The 16965-nt window shown below is 39.5% G+C and carries 15 protein-coding genes; 5 read left to right on the top strand and 10 right to left on the bottom strand.

What is annotated here, in order from left to right:
* Nucleotides 1–206: 206 nt before the first annotated feature.
* A complete protein-coding gene (locus I6L31_RS14965; protein ID WP_005003152.1) occupies nucleotides 207–674 on the top strand; it encodes an NfeD family protein in 468 nt (155 codons plus the stop codon).
* Between the two features lie 11 nt (nucleotides 675–685).
* A complete protein-coding gene (locus tag I6L31_RS14960) occupies nucleotides 686–1543 on the top strand; it encodes an SPFH domain-containing protein (RefSeq protein ID WP_004990430.1) in 858 nt (285 codons plus the stop codon).
* A 66-nt stretch (nucleotides 1544–1609) separates the two neighbouring features.
* On the opposite strand, the gene I6L31_RS14955 is transcribed toward I6L31_RS14960, so the two are convergent.
* The 3 genes from I6L31_RS14955 to prpF all read right to left on the bottom strand — a co-directional run bounded on the left by I6L31_RS14955 (nucleotide 1610) and on the right by prpF (nucleotide 5268).
* Nucleotides 1610–2518: a polyprenyl synthetase family protein gene (locus I6L31_RS14955; protein ID WP_004990432.1), complete on the bottom strand. Its 909-nt coding sequence runs from the start codon at nucleotides 2516–2518 to the stop codon at nucleotides 1610–1612.
* Between the two features lie 188 nt (nucleotides 2519–2706).
* Nucleotides 2707–3678, bottom strand: coding sequence for a sensor domain-containing diguanylate cyclase (locus I6L31_RS14950; protein ID WP_010588655.1), 972 nt, complete (start codon nucleotides 3676–3678; stop codon nucleotides 2707–2709).
* A gap of 402 nt (nucleotides 3679–4080) precedes the next feature.
* The gene (prpF, locus tag I6L31_RS14945; RefSeq protein WP_004990436.1) at nucleotides 4081–5268 is read right to left on the bottom strand and encodes a 2-methylaconitate cis-trans isomerase PrpF; all 1188 of its coding nucleotides are present in this window, start codon (nucleotides 5266–5268) and stop codon (nucleotides 4081–4083) included.
* A 318-nt stretch (nucleotides 5269–5586) separates the two neighbouring features.
* Between prpF and I6L31_RS14940 the strand changes: the two genes are divergently transcribed.
* Nucleotides 5587–6951 carry an amino acid permease gene (locus tag I6L31_RS14940; RefSeq protein ID WP_005003150.1) on the top strand — a complete coding sequence of 455 codons (1365 nt, stop codon included), beginning with the start codon at nucleotides 5587–5589 and terminating at the stop codon, nucleotides 6949–6951.
* Between the two features lie 470 nt (nucleotides 6952–7421).
* Here the strand turns inward: I6L31_RS14940 and I6L31_RS14935 are convergent, their stop codons facing one another.
* Nucleotides 7422–8246: an alpha/beta fold hydrolase gene (locus tag I6L31_RS14935; protein WP_026039882.1), complete on the bottom strand. Its 825-nt coding sequence runs from the start codon at nucleotides 8244–8246 to the stop codon at nucleotides 7422–7424.
* A 17-nt stretch (nucleotides 8247–8263) separates the two neighbouring features.
* Nucleotides 8264–9280, bottom strand: coding sequence for a signal peptide peptidase SppA (gene sppA / locus I6L31_RS14930; protein ID WP_004990442.1), 1017 nt, complete (start codon nucleotides 9278–9280; stop codon nucleotides 8264–8266).
* A 136-nt stretch (nucleotides 9281–9416) separates the two neighbouring features.
* Between sppA and I6L31_RS14925 the strand changes: the two genes are divergently transcribed.
* Nucleotides 9417–10391, top strand: coding sequence for a lysophospholipid acyltransferase family protein (locus I6L31_RS14925; protein ID WP_004990443.1), 975 nt, complete (start codon nucleotides 9417–9419; stop codon nucleotides 10389–10391).
* Here the strand turns inward: I6L31_RS14925 and I6L31_RS14920 are convergent.
* The 3 genes from I6L31_RS14920 to I6L31_RS14910 form a co-directional block, all read right to left on the bottom strand.
* Nucleotides 10360–12816 (bottom strand): DNA internalization-related competence protein ComEC/Rec2, encoded by a 2457-nt coding sequence (locus I6L31_RS14920; protein ID WP_035271978.1) that lies wholly within the window; start codon nucleotides 12814–12816, stop codon nucleotides 10360–10362. The two genes, I6L31_RS14925 and I6L31_RS14920, sit on opposite strands and share 32 nt — an antisense overlap.
* An 86-nt stretch (nucleotides 12817–12902) precedes the next feature.
* Entirely contained in the window at nucleotides 12903–13592 is a 690-nt protein-coding gene (gene lolD / locus I6L31_RS14915; protein ID WP_004996415.1) for a lipoprotein-releasing ABC transporter ATP-binding protein LolD, read from the bottom strand.
* Entirely contained in the window at nucleotides 13585–14820 is a 1236-nt protein-coding gene (locus I6L31_RS14910) for a lipoprotein-releasing ABC transporter permease subunit (RefSeq protein ID WP_004990448.1), read from the bottom strand. Before I6L31_RS14910 ends, lolD begins: the two co-directional genes overlap by 8 nt.
* A 26-nt stretch (nucleotides 14821–14846) precedes the next feature.
* On the opposite strand from I6L31_RS14910, the gene I6L31_RS14905 reads away from it, so the two are divergent.
* Nucleotides 14847–15416, top strand: a complete 570-nt coding sequence (locus I6L31_RS14905; RefSeq protein WP_005003144.1) for a PilZ domain-containing protein — start codon at nucleotides 14847–14849, stop codon at nucleotides 15414–15416.
* Nucleotides 15417–15433: 17 nt separating this feature from the next.
* Here I6L31_RS14905 and I6L31_RS14900 read toward each other — a convergent pair whose 3' ends face one another.
* Both I6L31_RS14900 and I6L31_RS14895 read right to left on the bottom strand, forming a co-directional pair.
* A complete protein-coding gene (locus tag I6L31_RS14900) occupies nucleotides 15434–16369 on the bottom strand; it encodes a DMT family transporter (RefSeq protein ID WP_005003143.1) in 936 nt (311 codons plus the stop codon).
* A 9-nt stretch (nucleotides 16370–16378) separates the two neighbouring features.
* A complete protein-coding gene (locus I6L31_RS14895) occupies nucleotides 16379–16852 on the bottom strand; it encodes a YaiI/YqxD family protein (protein ID WP_004990454.1) in 474 nt (157 codons plus the stop codon).
* Between the last annotated feature and the right edge of the window lie 113 nt (nucleotides 16853–16965).

Raw genomic sequence — 16965 nt, 5'->3', positions numbered from 1 at the left:
AATAAAGGGAGTCTAAAAAGCGATGAAAAAAAGCCATTCTCAAGGGTATTTGACTCTGATTTAAATATCCTACACCCCATCAACTAGAAAGCATTTTTTTGATTTTTATATTCATTTCGCTATTTTAATATTCATCTTTGCCCAGTTCTGTTACATTGATAACTGATGATTTTTTCATCTTTCACATAAGTAATATGAGCAACGCTATGGAATTAGTTTTAGAACCCTGGCATTGGTTTGTTTTAGGTATCATTCTCATGCTTTCTGAGTTGATTTTACCTGCCTTTGCCGCCCTTTGGTTTGGTATTGCCGCCATTATGGTGGGTGTTTTATTGTGGCTTTTCCCCATCATGTGTTTAAACATACAAATTGTGATGTGGATCATCTTGTCTATTCTTTGCACGATTCTATGGTTTAAATTTATTAAGCCACTTTCAATTGATAAAACCAAAGCCGGATTATCCCGCGAAGCCACCATTGGTCAAATTGGCATGGTAATTCAGGTCGGTTTAACTCATGATCAGGTCGTGGTGCGTTTTGCCTTGCCCGTATTGGGTGCTGATGAATGGAACTGCCGTAGCCTCTCACCTGTAGAGGTGGGTGATCGTGTACGTGTAGTCGATATTATGGGCAATGATCTGGTTGTTCAATTACATAAATCTCAAGAAACATAAGAGGATTTTTTATGCCAGTCGGTACGATTATTGGTTTAGCCTTTCTCATTTTTGTGGGAGTGACCATTTTTAAAGGGGTACGTATTGTTCCTCAGGGCTATAAATGGATTGTTCAGCGTCTAGGAAAATATCATGCAACACTCAGTCCTGGACTAAATTTTGTGATTCCCTATGTCGATGAAGTCGCTTATAAAGTCACGACCAAAGACATTGTCTTAGATATTCCTTCGCAGGAAGTCATTACTCGCGATAACGCGGTTTTGGTCATGAATGCCGTGGCTTATATTAATTTAACCACGCCTGAAAAGGCGGTGTATGGTATTGAGAACTATACATGGGCAATTCAAAATCTGGTTCAAACCTCGCTACGTTCTATCGTCGGCGAAATGGATCTGGATGATGCATTATCCTCGCGTGATCATATTAAAGCTAAGCTTAAAGCTGCCATTTCAGATGATATTTCAGACTGGGGCATTACCTTAAAAACCGTCGAAATTCAGGATATTCAACCGTCAACAACAATGCAGGCGGCGATGGAAGCGCAAGCCGCAGCAGAACGTCAACGTCGTGCAACCGTCACTCGTGCAGATGGTGAAAAACAAGCGGCGATTTTAGAAGCCGATGGTCGTCTGGAAGCTTCGCGTCGTGATGCTGAAGCTCAGGTGGTCTTGGCTGAGGCTTCGCAAAAAGCCATTGAAATGGTGACTTCGGCAGTCGGTGAACAGGAAATTCCTGTGGCTTATTTGTTGGGGGAACAATATATCAAGGCCATGCAGGATTTGGCGAAATCCAATAATGCCAAAACCGTGGTACTCCCTGCCGATATTCTCAATACTATTCGTGGTGTGATGGGACGAAATCCGTCATAATCCCCAAATAATACCTCAACACGTGCAATTTTTTTGAAAAAGAATTGCACGTTAAAATCCTGAAAATTAGTTTTTTCTCGATAATACAAACTGTGCAATTTCCAGCAAATCTTTGGCAGATTCACCAAAATAATCCAAAGCTGCAAGCGCTTGTTGCTGTAAAGATTGGGCATATTGTTGTGCTTGTTCTAAACCCATCAATGCTGGATAAGTTGACTTTTCTACCTGTTCATCTTTACCTGCGGTTTTACCTAATGTTTCGGTAGTGGAAATAATATCTAGTACATCATCATGCACCTGAAAAGCCAGCCCAATGTTTTGCCCAAATTGACGCAATTGAGGAATGGCTTGATCTGTGCCTGAAAATGCGGTGACGGCACCCATCATAATCGCAGCCTGAATCAATGCCCCAGTTTTATTGCGATGGATGGTCTCAAGTTGATCTTGATCGATTGCTTTGCCTTCTGCCTGTAAGTCCATGACTTGACCACTGACCATTTTAGAACTAGCAGTTGCCAAGATTTGAACTTGTTTTAGTACAACTGTACTATCAACACTTGCCTGTTGGTCAAATAAGCGACTGGTCAAAACTTCAAATGCCATCGACTGTAAAATATCTCCCGCGAGTAAGGCGGTGTCTTCACCAAAGGCCACATGACAAGTCGGCTGCCCACGGCGTAATAAATCATTGTCCATACATGGCAGATCATCATGAACCAATGAGTAACAATGAATAAATTCCACCGCAACCGCAGCACGACGTGCCGCAGCAAAATTTGAATGTTCACTGAGTGATGCTGCTGCATAACACAATGCTGGACGCACACGTTTTCCACCTAACATTACAGCGTGATAAACGGCTGACTTCAAAGGTTCAGCCAAAGAAAAAGCATCTAAGGCCAATTTTAAATCTTGCTGAATACGCTCTTGTGCCGCAAATAATGCATTGGCATTTACTGGTGAAATCGATGTCACGACAGCCTCTGATGAAACAAAAAATAAGAGATCTTTACACGCCCAAGCGCGATCTGATGAGTTGCCCACAAAGATAACATATTCATATCAGGCTTAAACTTTTTTCATCAACTAAAATGTGACAGATGTATCTGTTTTACATAAAATTTAAACTTGATAAAACCTTAATCAAAATTTTATGCAATGGATCATTCTAATGAAATGCTTTTATTCTTTTCTCGGACTTTGACATTCTTGATCGCAAAACATAAACGCGATTCAATTTCAGAAAATGACGTCGATTCTTGAAATGAAGGTTTGTAAATCGCAACCGTTGCAGTAAGGCGATCATGAACACCTTCTTCAAAAAAATATGCAGCATCATAAATTGCAATGCGCAAACGCTCTGCCAATGTATAAGCCGTAAGTTCTGAGGCGTTAGGCATAACAATGACAAATTGAGCAGAATTTAGTCGATACAGCATACTTTCTTTGGGATTTAAATAACTTTGTAAAAGTTCTGCAATTTCTTTTAAAACAATGTCTCCCTGACTATAGCTATACGTCTGATTGAATTTTTTAAAATCATCCAGATCAAACATCAAGGCATAAAAAGGGGTCTTTTTTTGCTCGGATTGAGTTTCACTTAACCATTGTTCCAGTGCCAAGCGATTGGCAGCACCAGTAATCGCATCAACATACAGATATTCCTGTAAACGTAGATTATTAAGTTCGAGTACTCGCTCTCGGCGTTTTAATTTAGTCACTTCCGCCCAAACCGTCATCAACGCGATAATTTGCTCATTATCGTTTTTTAAGGCTCGGCAATACGTATTATAAAAATGACCCTTTACATAGAGTTCTTTTTCATAATGTCCGTCATTATGCTCAAATTGTTCAAGTATAGCGGATATTTCAGATTCAATATTGTCAATAAAGCTATTGATCGACTTGCCTTGCATATATAAAGCATCACTAGCATAGATATCGGCAAATAACTGATTGACCTTTAGAAAAATGCCATCACTACTTAAAATAAATGCAGGAACAGGTAATTTATCCAATAAAGACAGAGTGGGTACTGAACTTTGTATAGATTCCTTGGAGATTAGAGGTGTCAACGTACGTAATTGTTGCTGCCCCAAAATAAACACCGTTTCTAAATCATTATCATTAAGCATATTTGCAATTATATTTTCCCACCAGAAGGACATTGTACTCAAAATTTCTTCAAAATATGCAATAAAATCCACTCATTTAATTATTTTAATGATCTAATTCTCACAAATAAATTAGACTTCTTTCATAAGTCCCTTTTACTTCTGCCTATGCAAGAAAAATCACGAGAGTTTAAACAAGGATTAAAGAAGTGTATTTAAGATAATCTTAAAATAAATCGCCTTTTGCGTTACATAGAATTCAAAAGCCTCATTTTAACGCGCTAAATTCAAACTTAATATCAATTCTCTTTACTCAACGATAAAGTCCTGTATAGCTTATTTAATCTATATCGGGACTTTATGTCGAAATTAACTCATACTGCTTATTGCAGCAGATGAGCTGCTTTTAAAAGCATGTTTTTATTAGAAACTATCTGATGGAACGCGTACCCAGCCTTCCATTAATACACGCGCACTGCGACTCATGATGGCCTTTTTCACTACCCATTTTTCACCCTGTTGTTCGGCTTGCGCTCCTACTCTTAAGCTGCCTGATGGATGCCCAAAACGTACAGCTTCTCGTGCACCGCCCCCTGCCGCAAGATTGACCAAAGTTCCAGGAATAGCAGCAGCAGTTCCTATGGCAACAGCTGCCGTGCCCATCATGGCGTGATGTAATTTACCCATAGATAATGCACGTACCAATAAATCAACATCTTGTGCTTGAACCGTTTTACCGCTTGAAGATTGATAAGTACTTGCAGGAGCGACAAATGCAATTTTTGGCGTATGTTGGCGCGCTGCGGCTTGACTCACATCTGAAATCAAACCCATTTGAACTGCACCATAGGCACGAATTTTTTCAAAACGTGTCAAGGCTTGAGCATCACTATTAATCGCATCCTGCAATTCCGTGCCGGTATAACCCAAATCGTGAGCATTTAAGAAAATTGTAGGAATACCTGCATTGATAAAAGTGGCTTGAAAACTTCCAACTTCTGGTACATCAAGCGTATCTACGACATTTCCTGTCGGAAACATGTCGCCGCCCTCTTCGCCATCATCAGCAGGATCAAGAAATTCAATTTGTACTTCTGCTGCGGGGAAAGTCACTCCATCTAATTCAAAATCACCTGTTTCCTGAACCTGACTATTGGTGATAGGAACATGTGCAATGATAGTTTTTTCAATATTTTTTTGCCAGATTCTCACTGTACAGATACCATTTTCAGGAATACGGCTCGGATCGACCAAGCCATGACTAATCGCAAAAGAACCGACCGCAGCAGTTAAATTGCCACAATTTCCACTCCAATCCACAAAAGGCTGGTCAATGGATACTTGTCCAAATAAATAATCAACATCATGCTCTGGCTGCGTACTTTTGCTCAAAATGACGGTTTTACTGGTACTGGATGTTGCACCTCCCATGCCATCAATTTGTTTTCCATAAGGATCTGGACTTCCAATCACTCGGAGCAACAATTGATCACGCGCCTGTCCAGCCACTTGTGCAGATTCAGGTAAGTCATCCAGTTTAAAGAAAACGCCTTTACTGGTTCCACCACGCATATAAGTTGCTGGAATTTTAATTTGTGGTTGCGAACTCATGATCCGTTATCCTTTTCATTTATTTTTTGCTTAAGACAAAATGTAACATGACTAATTTCATACATCATATAAGTAAAAAAAGCCAATATATGAATCTCTAGACTTAAGTCTAGAAATTTATTTTCTTACAGCAGGGTATGTTTTCTCAATGACCCAAATCCTGACGAAACGATTTAAAATGTCCATGCATTGATCGAAATCAAGATAAATTCGACTATTAAGTTCAACTAAAGTTGATCGCTTTTTTTATAGTCAGGCTAGGCTAAAATCACTTGATCTATTAGAATGTCCCACTTATTCACGGTCGAGCGAAGTCCTTTGAACAACGATTCTTCAAAACTTCAGCGGGGGTTAAAAAACCGTCATATCCAATTGATTGCCATGGGAGGCGCAATTGGTACAGGTTTATTTCTTGGTTCCGCACAAGTTATTCAATCTGCTGGTCCCTCTATTATCCTAGGTTATGCCATTGGTGGTTTGATTGCTTTTCTCATCATGCGCCAACTTGGTGAAATGATTGTAGAAGAACCTGTTGCGGGTTCATTTAGCCATTTTGCTAATAAATATTGGGGCAAGTTTCCTGGCTTTTTAGCAGGCTGGAACTACTGGATTCTTTATGTTCTGGTGGCTATGACTGAACTAACAGCAGTCGCTAAGTATATTAATTACTGGTGGCCTCATATTCCGTCATGGGTTTCTGTATTGTTTTTCTTTGTGGTGATCACGGCAATCAACTTAACCAATGTTAAATTTTATGGTGAATCCGAGTTTTGGCTCGCCATCATTAAAGTCGTTGCAGTGATTTCAATGATCATTTTTGGTCTGTATCTGTTGTTTACAGCAGGTCCAGATTCAACTGCATCATTTAGTAATCTATGGACACATGGTGGATTTTTTCCAAATGGGTTTGATGGCTTATTTTATATGTTGGCATTTCTCATGTTCGCCTTTGGCGGCATTGAATTGATCGGAATGGCAGCAGCAGAGGCAGATGATCCTAAGAAAACTATTCCTAAAGCGATCAATCAAGTCGTGATTCGTATCCTAATTTTCTATGTGGGTTCATTGACTATTTTGCTGTCGCTGGTGCCTTGGAATCAGTTGGATTTAGGCGGTCTGGATAAAAGCCCATTTGTGATGATCTTTAGTCAATTGGGAATTGGCTGGGCAGCTCATCTACTGAATTTCATTATTTTGACTGCGGCTTTATCGGTTTATAACAGTGGAATGTATGCCAATAGTCGGATGCTCTATGGTCTAGCGCAGCAAGGCAATGCACCAGCCGTGTTTAAAAAGGTGAATAAAGAAGGTGTTCCTATTCCAGCCGTTTTATTGTCTGCGGTATTGATTTTCGGTTGTGTATTATTGAACTATTTTGTTCCAGAAGATGCGCTTGGTCACTTGATGTATGTCGTTGTGGGTGCTTTGGTTCTAAATTGGGCGATGATCAGTCTAACCCATTTAAAATTCAGATCTGCAATGAAAACATTGCATCACAAAGTATCCTTCCCTGCGCTTTGGTCTCCTGTGAGTAACTATATCGTTCTTCTGTTTATTGCGGTTGTACTCTATATCATGTGGACACAAGGATTTAAGGAATCAGTGATTATGATTCCGATCTGGATTGTGCTGATGTATGTTTTATATAAGTTATTAAATTCTAAGCCCTCTGCTTCTGAATAAAATCACGATATTACTTGTTAAAAAAGTTTGACTTTTTTTGATTAAAGCCAGTTACGCAAGTAACTGGCTTTTTGCTTTATTAGACTTCTTTCATCATTGTCTAAAATTCTTTATTGTTCAAAGCTTCTCTATTTTTCTCGCAGAGGAAGGAGTAAAAGGAACTGATGAAAGAAGTCTATTCTAATCTCTAATTTGGAGCCAACATTCCCGCACTTGGGGTGTGGTCTCTGATTATTATTGAGCTCTATCCATTTAGGATCAATACATCTTATTTACAAATATTTCGCCAGTTTATAGTAAGAAATTTCTATTCGATTTTAGTCAATCGCGGTATTTTGAAGATAATTCAAACCTATTTGCATTCATAACACTTGTATTGAGGCAGGTGCTAAGACACCTGTTCCATGTTTTCAAATGACTTTAGAACTGAGCAGGAAGCCAGAACTTTAGCTCATAAAAAAGCGCGTTAATTACGCGCTTTTTTGTTGGCTCTGCTCATTGATTAATTGTCTAATCTGATCAGATGTCGCCAATGGATATTCCAATGGGAACATATGCCCACCTTTGACCACCGTATACGGAATACTTAATGTTTTTTTGGCTTTTTGAGGAAAACCTCGTTTTAGAAAATCACTTCTTTCTCCAACCACCAAATGTACAGGGACATGTGGAGAATGACGCGGTGTTAACCACCACCAAGATGGATTCTGTCGGAAGATCTCAACTTCATCTGCCTTAGGAATGGTCAGCGTCACACCACCGCGCGCAGGATCTGGACTTAAGCCATACTGAATATAAGCCTCGAAACATTCTGGATCAAAATGCTGATAAAAACCCTTAGGACGCAATAATTCAGCGGCTTGCTCTTTCGATGCCCAATGATCCCGACGTCGTGAAGACAAACCAGCAGGTGTCATTTTATCCACTTGCTTTGGACTGATCAGCTTTGCCATATGAAAAGCAAAGGAGTATTTACCCAAAATCAACGGCGGATCTAGCATGATCACTTGAGAAAACAATTCTGGACGTTGATAGCAAGCCATCAAGGTTAACACTGAACCCAGAGAATGTCCTAGACCAATCACTTTGCGACCTTGCGCCTGTTGCACAATACTATCAACAATTTGCTCAACCAGATGCGGCCAATGATTGGTAATCGGATAACGCTTATCTGGCCCGATCAAAGGCACATAAATGATGTCATAGTCATCTTTAAGTGCATCAAAAAGTTTTTGATAGACTTTGGACGGCACGCCATTGGCGTGCGCAAAGTGAATTATTGGTTTATCAGATATCATATTTACGAACTCAATTACTTGAATTGCGCCTGCTGTTCCGTCTGCAATTGCTGAGAAATCGACTGGCTAATTCCCTGACCTATTTGTGATCCCATACGTCCAAGCAAAGACTCAAATGGACTACGTTCAATGGTATAGTTTACTTTAGTATCAAGTTTTAGCTCACGCATCAAACTATCTATGTTACCTGTACGGTCAGCAATACCGAGTTTAATCGCTTGTTCACCTGTCCAGAATAAACCTGAGAAGATCGCAGGATCATCTGTTTTCAGGCGTTTACCGCGACCTTGTTTCACTGCATCGATAAAGTGTTGATGCACATTATCCAATAATGCCTGAATATGTTCACGCTGCTGCGGATTAATCGGTTTGGTCATGCTCAGAATGTCTTTATTTGAACCTGAAGTCATGGTGCGGTCTTCAATACCTAACTTTTGAGCAAGCCCACTTATGCCGTAATTCGGCATAATTACCCCGATCGACCCGACCAGACTTGAAGGGTTGACAATAATTTCATCTGCCGCCGACGCGATATAGTAAGCACCAGAAGCTCCCATATCACCAATCACTGCATAGACTTTCTTGTCGGTATGCTGTTGTTTTAAATATCGAATTTGTTGCCAAATTTCATCAGACTGCACAGGTGATCCACCTGGAGAGTTGATATTTAACACTACAGCTTGACTTGATTTTGACTCAAATGCTCGTTTCAGTGCTTTATTGGTATCTTCGCTGTTGACGGACTGGTTACCTGAATCAATCGTACCAATAATATTCACGACCGCCAGATGCGGACTTGAACTTGAAGTCGTTGTACTACTTTCTACACTAGAACACCCACGACCCAAAACAACGATAATGAAAATTAAGTAAAGAAAGGTGAGAAGTTTGAAAAATATTCCCCAACGTCTGGCTCGACGTTGTTCTTCTACAGAGGCAAGAACCGCTTTTTCCAAAATTTGCCATTCCTGTCCAGCCTTATTATTGCTATTCGATGGTTCATTTTGTGGTTTTGGTGGCCAATCGGACATAAAAAACAACCCAAAAAGTTAAAATCTCTGCCATTATATACACTGAATCGGTAAAAACTATTTAATCGATAGGATTTCACTTATAATATTTTTGTCCGATGATTTTTTCCTTACTTTATTCAACACTTTTTTGATAATGACGACACCTGATACTCATAGCTTCAATTACCGTCTTTTAAGGTTCGTTAGCCGACAGCCTATTCAATTTTCACGTTTTATTGCGCGTATGCTCGCAGGATTAGTCAACACTTTAAAAATTACCAAAACGTCTAGAACCATTCAGCTAAACCTACAAATCGCTTTACCTTATTTGACTGAAGATGAACGTGATCAGATTACACAACAAGCCATTCGTAATGAACTCACTTCATATTTTGAGTTCTTTAGTGTTTGGGGTTCGTCTAATCAGAAAAATATTTCTCGTATTCAAAATATTACAGGTGAGCATTATTTCCACGAAGCCTTAGCCGAAAATAAAGGCTTGGTTTTAATTGTTCCACATTTTGGTACATGGGAAGTGATGAATGCATGGTGTGCACAATTTACAGCCATGACCATTTTATATAAACCTGTTAAAAATGCAGATGCAGATGTATTTGTCCGTGAAGCAAGAAGCCGAGAACAGGCAAATCTGGTTCCCACTGATGAAAGTGGTGTTCGTCAGATTTTTAAAGCCTTGAAGAAAGGTGGAACGACAGTGATTTTACCCGATCACTCCCCACACGTAGGTGGAGAAATGGTCGATTATTTTGGTATTCCACTTGCATCAAGTAACCTAAGTTCAAAACTCATTCAAAAAACCAAAGCCAAGGCACTTCTTCTGTACGCGATTCGAAATGAAAGTGATGGTTTTGACATGTTTATCGAACCGATTGATCCTGCGATCTATGAAGGATCAGATGCACATGGCACCTTGGTCATTCATCACGCCATTGAAAATCTAATTCGTCGATATCCTCAACATTATCATTGGAGTTATAAGCGCTTTAAAGCGAATCCTGAACTCGACAATGTTTATACGCTAGAGGATGAAGATGCTTTGGAAAAAGTAGAACAAGTCCGTGAACAAGCCAAAAAACTTAATATGACTCGTACAGATTCAGCCACTTAACTGTATTTCGATATTGTTCCAGTTTTACTTCATGATCTTCCACCTTAAACGTGATCGTTCCTGACTGGATCGTGGTATAAAGCGGAATATGTAAAGCATCTAATCTAGATAAGGTTTCTAAACTCGGATGTCCATAACGATTGGTATATCCAACGGATGCAACCGCGATTTTAGGCTGATAATGTTTTAAAAAATCATAAGATGAGCTGTGCTTGCTACCATGATGTCCCAACACCAAAACATCAACTTTTAAGTCGGGATACTTATGCAAAATTTGATATTCGGTCTCCCAGCCAGCATCGCCCATAATTAAAAATCGACGTAAACCATTCGCCTTCAACAGCTCCAGATAGACCACGCAGGAATATTCATTTCGGTTGTATTGAATTGTTTGATCATCAACAGGTTCAGGAGAAAGTATTTGTAAGCGTATCTCTGAAGTCTGCCATGTTTGACCCGTATGACATCTGGAAAAAGAAGCATCTGTTTGTAACGATAATGTGGGCTGTGGTAGGGTTTCATTGGCCATTAAATGCTTGACTCTGGTTTGCTGCAAAACAGCAGCAAGCGCTCCACTATGATCCTGATCCAAGTGAGAAAGTAAAATACGATCAAGTTGTGCAACCCCTTGAGATTTTAAATAAGGAACCACAACATTTTGACCAATACTAAATTTGCTTTCATCATAATAACCGCCCGTATCAATCAGCATACGCAGAGATGCATCTTGTACAAAAACAGACTGCCCTTGCCCTACATCAATCACCGATATCTGTGTATCCCGTTTAATCCATGCCAATAAAAATATGGGACAAATACATAACACTGCCCATGACTTTGGAATACTACCTCTAGGTAAAAATAACAACACAATACCGAGACTAAAACTGAGCAAAAGCATGGGAGTTAAAGCAAATGCGTACAGCTCAGGCTGAAAAAGATGATCCAGACCGTTTAAAATAAAAAATAAAAGACCTATTAATAAGTCATTAATATGAAAAAGTAGCTGTCCCAAAGACGGAATGATCAAGGAGATACAAGCTGCAATAATGCCCAGTGGCACGATCACCCCACCTAAAAATGGGATCACAATCAGATTGGTAATCGGCGCGATCCAAGACAGCTGTTTAAAAAATATAAGCACCAGTGGACATAAAGCAATAAAAATTTTCCATTGCGATTGAACCAATATTTTGCTGTTTTTCCAGATTTTTTGCCTTAGATTAGGTACTGAATCTGACTGATGCTGCATGGATTGATAAATATTTAATAAAATAAAACAAGCACCATAAGATAACCAAAAAGCAGCCGATAAAATACTCAATGGATCAATCCATACACTCAGACTTGCGGTATATAACAGCAAATTAAACGGTCGAATTTCATGTTTAAAGATTAAGAATAAACTGGCAATCAGGGTGAATAGTAAGGTGCGTAATGCTGGAATTTCAAAGCCCACAAATGCGGTATAAATAAAAACACAACTACAAAATGGCACAATCATCAAAATTTTTCTGGGAAATCTTAAATAAAGTGTGGGCTGGTATTTATGGATTATGGAGCTTAGTAGCCATGTAAATAATGCCGCCAAGATGAGTACATGTGGACCAGAGATCGCCAATAAATGTGAAATACCAAAGCGCTGAAACATTTGTTCCGTATTTTTATCCAATAAACTACGATCACCTGTCAACAGCGCCAGCATTAATGCTTCATATTTCAGGGGTTGCTGTAGTAATTGAATACGAAAATCCAGTCGCAATTGCTCAACATTTAGACCAAATTTGTGCCAGAGATTGTTTTGCTGTTTGAGATGTTGCTGAAAACCCAAACCATAAACTTGTTGCATCGATAAGGGCTGAATCTGTTGGACTTGAAAGCCTGACATCCAGTTTTGCTGAACAAACCACTTTTCCTGATCGAATCCTCCTGCATTCGCATAACCATGCACAGGCTTCACGATTCCCTGTACCTGATAATATTGTCCTAGCGCTAAGCTATTATTGTTAATCTGCATATTTTCCAAAAGCTGATCATCAATATAAGCTAGCCATATAACAGTAGGTTTATTTTGAGATAAAATTTCTATTGGCTGCTTAATTCCGTGTTCTGTACTTTCTCCGATTTTTCGAATATAGATGACTTCAGATGCCCTTCTTGACGTCATTTCTTTATATTTAAGATGTTCAGTCAAGGCATGATCTGTGTATAGATCACCAAGTATCAACATAACAAATGTTGAACTTGCGATTAGAACTGCTTTAAAGGATATATTTTCGCTGCATGTTTTTATTTTTACAAAATAAATCATCCATAAAATCAAAACAAATACAATAACATAAACGCTGATCGATTTCAGGTAAGGCAATGAATATCCCATCAAACTGATGCCTGCAATCCATCCCAACAATATAATTTTTAACATGTAATTTTATAGGCATTCTTTTTGGGCAAAATTAAAGCCCATTTTCATGAGCTTTAAAAGGTTATTGGTCGGTAAATCATTTCATCTTAGCTAATTTGATCAACCCATAAACCATCTTGCATATGCAAAATTGAATCTGCGGATTGAGCAAGCTGCTCATCGTGTGTGACTATGAGCATGGCCATATTCAGCTCTTTTTTCAGATCCATCAACAACTGAAAAATCGTCATCGCTGTTTTACGATCCAGATTACCTGTGGGTTCATCGGCTAACATTAAAGCAGGTTTAGTCACTAAGGCACGAGCTAAAGCCACACGTTGTCTTTCACCCCCCGATAACTCACCAGGTTTATGTTCCAAACGATGTGATAATCCAACTCGTTCTAGCAAATACTCTGCACGTTGTTTCACCTCTTTAAAGTTGCTATTACTACGCAGCATAAGCGGCATTGCTACATTTTCGAGTGCCGTAAATTCAGGTAACAAATGATGAAACTGATAAACGAAGCCTAAATATTCATTACGCTTAAAACCGCGCTCCGCTTCACCTAAAGTGTCAAAGCGCTGACCATTTAAAAATACTTGACCTTGCGTTGGCTGATCCAGTCCGCCCAATACATGCAGTAAAGTACTTTTACCAGAACCACTTGCTCCCACGATTGAGACAAAATCACCCGCGTTCACCTGTAAAGACAGACCTTTAATCACGTCAACCTTGGATTTACCATCGGTAAAACTTTTATAAATATCTTTGGCTTCCAGAACGATTTTACTCATAACGTAAAGCCTCCGCAGGCTGAATTTTTGCAGCACGCAAAGCTGGATAAATGGTCGCTAAAAAGCTTAAGATTAAAGACACAGAAACAATCAACACCACATCTTGCCATCTTAAATACGACGGTAAATAGTTAATAAAGTAAGCGTCAAACAAATGCCAGCCAAAAGCAGTATTGAGCCAGTCGATCACATTACTGATACTGGTCGCTAGTATGATGCCCAAAATCGCACCTGCAACGGTCCCAATCACACCAATCACCGTGCCTTGTACCATAAAAATTTTGGTAATGGTCGCTGGAGAAGCACCCAAGGTTCGCAAAATGGCAATATCTGATTTTTTATCGGTCACGACCATCACTAAAGAGGATACGATATTAAATGCCGCTACCAACACAATTAAGAACAGTAGCAAACTCACCATCGCCTTTTCCATCTGAATCGCACTGAATAAGTTACCGTGAGTATAGGTCCAGTCAGATGCATAAAAGTTCGGTGGCAGGGTTTTCACAATGTCATTTGCGACTTGAGGTGCCTGAAAGATATTGTCTAATTTTAGTCGGATACCTTGTGCGCCATCGGGCAAACGTAACAGCGTTGAAGCATCATTTAGGGCGATATAGCCAATCATCGAATCGACTTCTGCGCCAATGCTAAAAATTCCCACCACTTTGAAACGTTTAAAACGCGGTACGACACCTGCTGGCGATGGCGTTGCTTCGGGAAGCACTAAGGTCACGTTATCATGAAGACCCAGCCCCAATGCATCTGCCATTTGTTTACCCAATACTATGCCAAACTCACCTTTTTGCAGGCTATTAATATTCCCTGCAACCATATGATTTTGGATAATAGAAACCTTGGTTTCGTATTTGGGTTCGATCCCAGTCACCATAATGCCTGCCACCTGACCATGTGCAGTCAACATGCCTTGTAACTGGGTAAAAGGGGCAACACCCGTGACATGCGGATGACTTTCAATTTTTTTTGCAAGTTCTGGCCAATCTGTTAAAATTTGTGTTGAAGAAACAGTAGCTTGAGGTATCATGCCTAAGACACGGTTTTTCAACTCACGGTCAAAACCATTCATGACCGATAGCACGGTGATGAGTACGGCAACACCTAAGGTGAGACCAATCATGGAAACCAATGCAATAAAAGAAATAAAGTGATTACTACGCCGTGCGCGAGTATATCTCAACCCGATATATAACGAGATTGGTTTAAACATACCATCTAATCCGAGGTAATTTCATTATGGAAAATTCACAGCATTCGAGTGGTATAACTGAACGCCGTGTCATGTCTCGTATAGATGCTGCGTTAAGAATCAACTATCAGATTATTTCTGATGCAGTTGCGCTTAACGATCCTTACGATCCAAGTTTTGTTTTGCCGCGCTATTTTCTACTACTTGCAGAATTAGATCAAATTGATCATGCGTTTAGCTACGAATTAGAACAATTAAATCAAAAAGATCAACAAATTGCTCGTATCTTATCTTTATTTAATCAAAAATTGAATTTAATTACGGGTTCTCTGTACGACTCTATCGTTCAATCCATCTTACCAAGTACTGAACAAGTCAATGTCTCTGAAACTGGACTCAGTTTTTATGCATCTGAGTCATTAAATGAAAGCACTTATATTCATATCACCCTTAGTCATCCTGACAACTATTTTCATATCGCGGTGACGGCTCAAGTGGTATATAGCATTCCTGAAGATGATCATAAATTTAAAACAGGGGTTTATTTTATTACCTTGCATCCACACGATCGAGTGAAGCTAGCAGAATGTATTGCGGAACAAATATTAAACGACTAACTAAATCTTTATGAAGGTTATTCGTTTTCAAATGATTGCTTGGAATTTTGCTGTTTTAAGTGCATTTGTAATCTACGACTGGCTTGTAAATCTTTATAAAAATATAGAAATAACCCAATTAAAATAATCGCCGCGCCTATCACCCCAAACATGGATAGTTTTTCGTGATTGACCAAAACACCAACCAACATGGCCAAAAGTGGTGTCATGACATTGGTGAGTGATAAAGTCGTCGCTTTGATATTGCGTACCAATTTAAAATAACAAAACATCGCGATCAACGATGCCATAATCACGGTATAAATTAAGGCCAATAACGATTTAGCTTCAGGTAGATGTGTGGGTGCATATTGCCAAATCCACGGCATCAAACAAATTGCTCCTAAAGCTGAGACTAAAATCGACCCTGTTGCCTGTGCCATCGGTTGTACATTGGCATTGACTTTCTTGACCCAAAAAATGGATAGACAATACATAAATACACTGATCAGCATTAAACCAATCCCAATGGGCTGAATATTCTGCTCAGATCCAGCAAAACAAATCAGTGCAAGCCCAGAAATCGCCACAAACATTCCTAGCCATTGCAATCGATTCAGATGTTGATTCAAAGCAAAATGCGCCATTAGTCCTGCAATAATCGGCGCTAGACCAAACATTAACGCGATAATTCCCGAACTTAAATATTGTGTTGCGATATAGGTAAAAATCTGCGAACCAATCAGACTAAAAGAACCCGCCACATAACTCTGTAGTGCAACTTTGTCGGTAGGAAATTTAACTTTGAGAAAAAACAATAAAATCGCAGCAATGGGTAAAGCAATAAAAAAACGTAACGCCATTGCCCATAATATATAAATATCAGACACGCTCCACACAATCGCAAGAGGCGTAGTGGCCCAGATAAACACCAACACAACATAGGTTATGACAATGTTACGTTTAGATAGCATTCTGGATTCTCATGCTGTTTTACGCTTTTGTTTCAAAATGGTTTGATCCAAAGCACTCGAAAACTCTCGTTTATCCCGTTCAGATATTGGCGGTGGCCCACCTGTTTGTACACCTGCGCCGCGCAAGGTATCCATAAAATCACGAAGATGTAGACGCGCCTTAACATTTGCTGTGGTATAAACCTCACCACGCGGATGAATCGCAACGCCGCCTTTTTCAATCACTTGCGCTGCAAGCGGAATATCTTGCGTAATGACAATGTCATTTTCTTGCATCCGCTCCACAATTTCTTGATCTGCCTGATCTGCACCACTCATGACTTGAATGGATTTAATTCGAACTGATGGTGTAATCCCGACATTTTGATTGGCGACGAAGGTCACTTCGAGTTGATAACGATCAGATGCCCGTAAAATCACTTCACGCAGAATTTTAGGCAATGCATCTGCATCTACCCATAACTTGAATGCTAACAACTGCATGTCTCTTGGACGAAAATAAGCAATATTTTAACAGATTCAGTTTTGCGCATGGATATTTATTCGGGTGAAAAATCCTGATGTTTTTTTTACATAATTACAGTGCTAGACTTGAA

Origin of the sequence: Acinetobacter septicus, assembly GCF_019355975.1 — a bacterium.
GTDB lineage: Bacteria > Pseudomonadota > Gammaproteobacteria > Pseudomonadales > Moraxellaceae > Acinetobacter > Acinetobacter ursingii.
Note: the sequence above shows the minus strand (reverse complement) of the source record. Positions and strands in the feature narration are given on the sequence as shown.

What these genes read in the sequence shown, in the direction of transcription:
- I6L31_RS14965 (WP_005003152.1), top strand. Translation starts at nt 207, where the DNA reads ATGGAATTAGTTTTAGAACCCTGGCATTGGTTTGTTTTAGGTATCATT.
- I6L31_RS14960 (WP_004990430.1), top strand. Translation starts at nt 686, where the DNA reads ATGCCAGTCGGTACGATTATTGGTTTAGCCTTTCTCATTTTTGTGGGA.
- I6L31_RS14950 (WP_010588655.1), bottom strand. Translation starts at nt 3,678, where the DNA reads ATGCTTAATGATAATGATTTAGAAACGGTGTTTATTTTGGGGCAGCAA.
- prpF (WP_004990436.1), bottom strand. Translation starts at nt 5,268, where the DNA reads ATGAGTTCGCAACCACAAATTAAAATTCCAGCAACTTATATGCGTGGT.
- sppA (WP_004990442.1), bottom strand. Translation starts at nt 9,280, where the DNA reads ATGTCCGATTGGCCACCAAAACCACAAAATGAACCATCGAATAGCAAT.
- I6L31_RS14925 (WP_004990443.1), top strand. Translation starts at nt 9,417, where the DNA reads ATGACGACACCTGATACTCATAGCTTCAATTACCGTCTTTTAAGGTTC.
- I6L31_RS14920 (WP_035271978.1), bottom strand. Translation starts at nt 12,816, where the DNA reads ATGTTAAAAATTATATTGTTGGGATGGATTGCAGGCATCAGTTTGATG.
- lolD (WP_004996415.1), bottom strand. Translation starts at nt 13,592, where the DNA reads ATGAGTAAAATCGTTCTGGAAGCCAAAGATATTTATAAAAGTTTTACC.
- I6L31_RS14910 (WP_004990448.1), bottom strand. Translation starts at nt 14,820, where the DNA reads ATGTTTAAACCAATCTCGTTATATATCGGGTTGAGATATACTCGCGCA.
- I6L31_RS14905 (WP_005003144.1), top strand. Translation starts at nt 14,847, where the DNA reads ATGGAAAATTCACAGCATTCGAGTGGTATAACTGAACGCCGTGTCATG.
- I6L31_RS14900 (WP_005003143.1), bottom strand. Translation starts at nt 16,369, where the DNA reads ATGCTATCTAAACGTAACATTGTCATAACCTATGTTGTGTTGGTGTTT.
- I6L31_RS14895 (WP_004990454.1), bottom strand. Translation starts at nt 16,852, where the DNA reads ATGCAGTTGTTAGCATTCAAGTTATGGGTAGATGCAGATGCATTGCCT.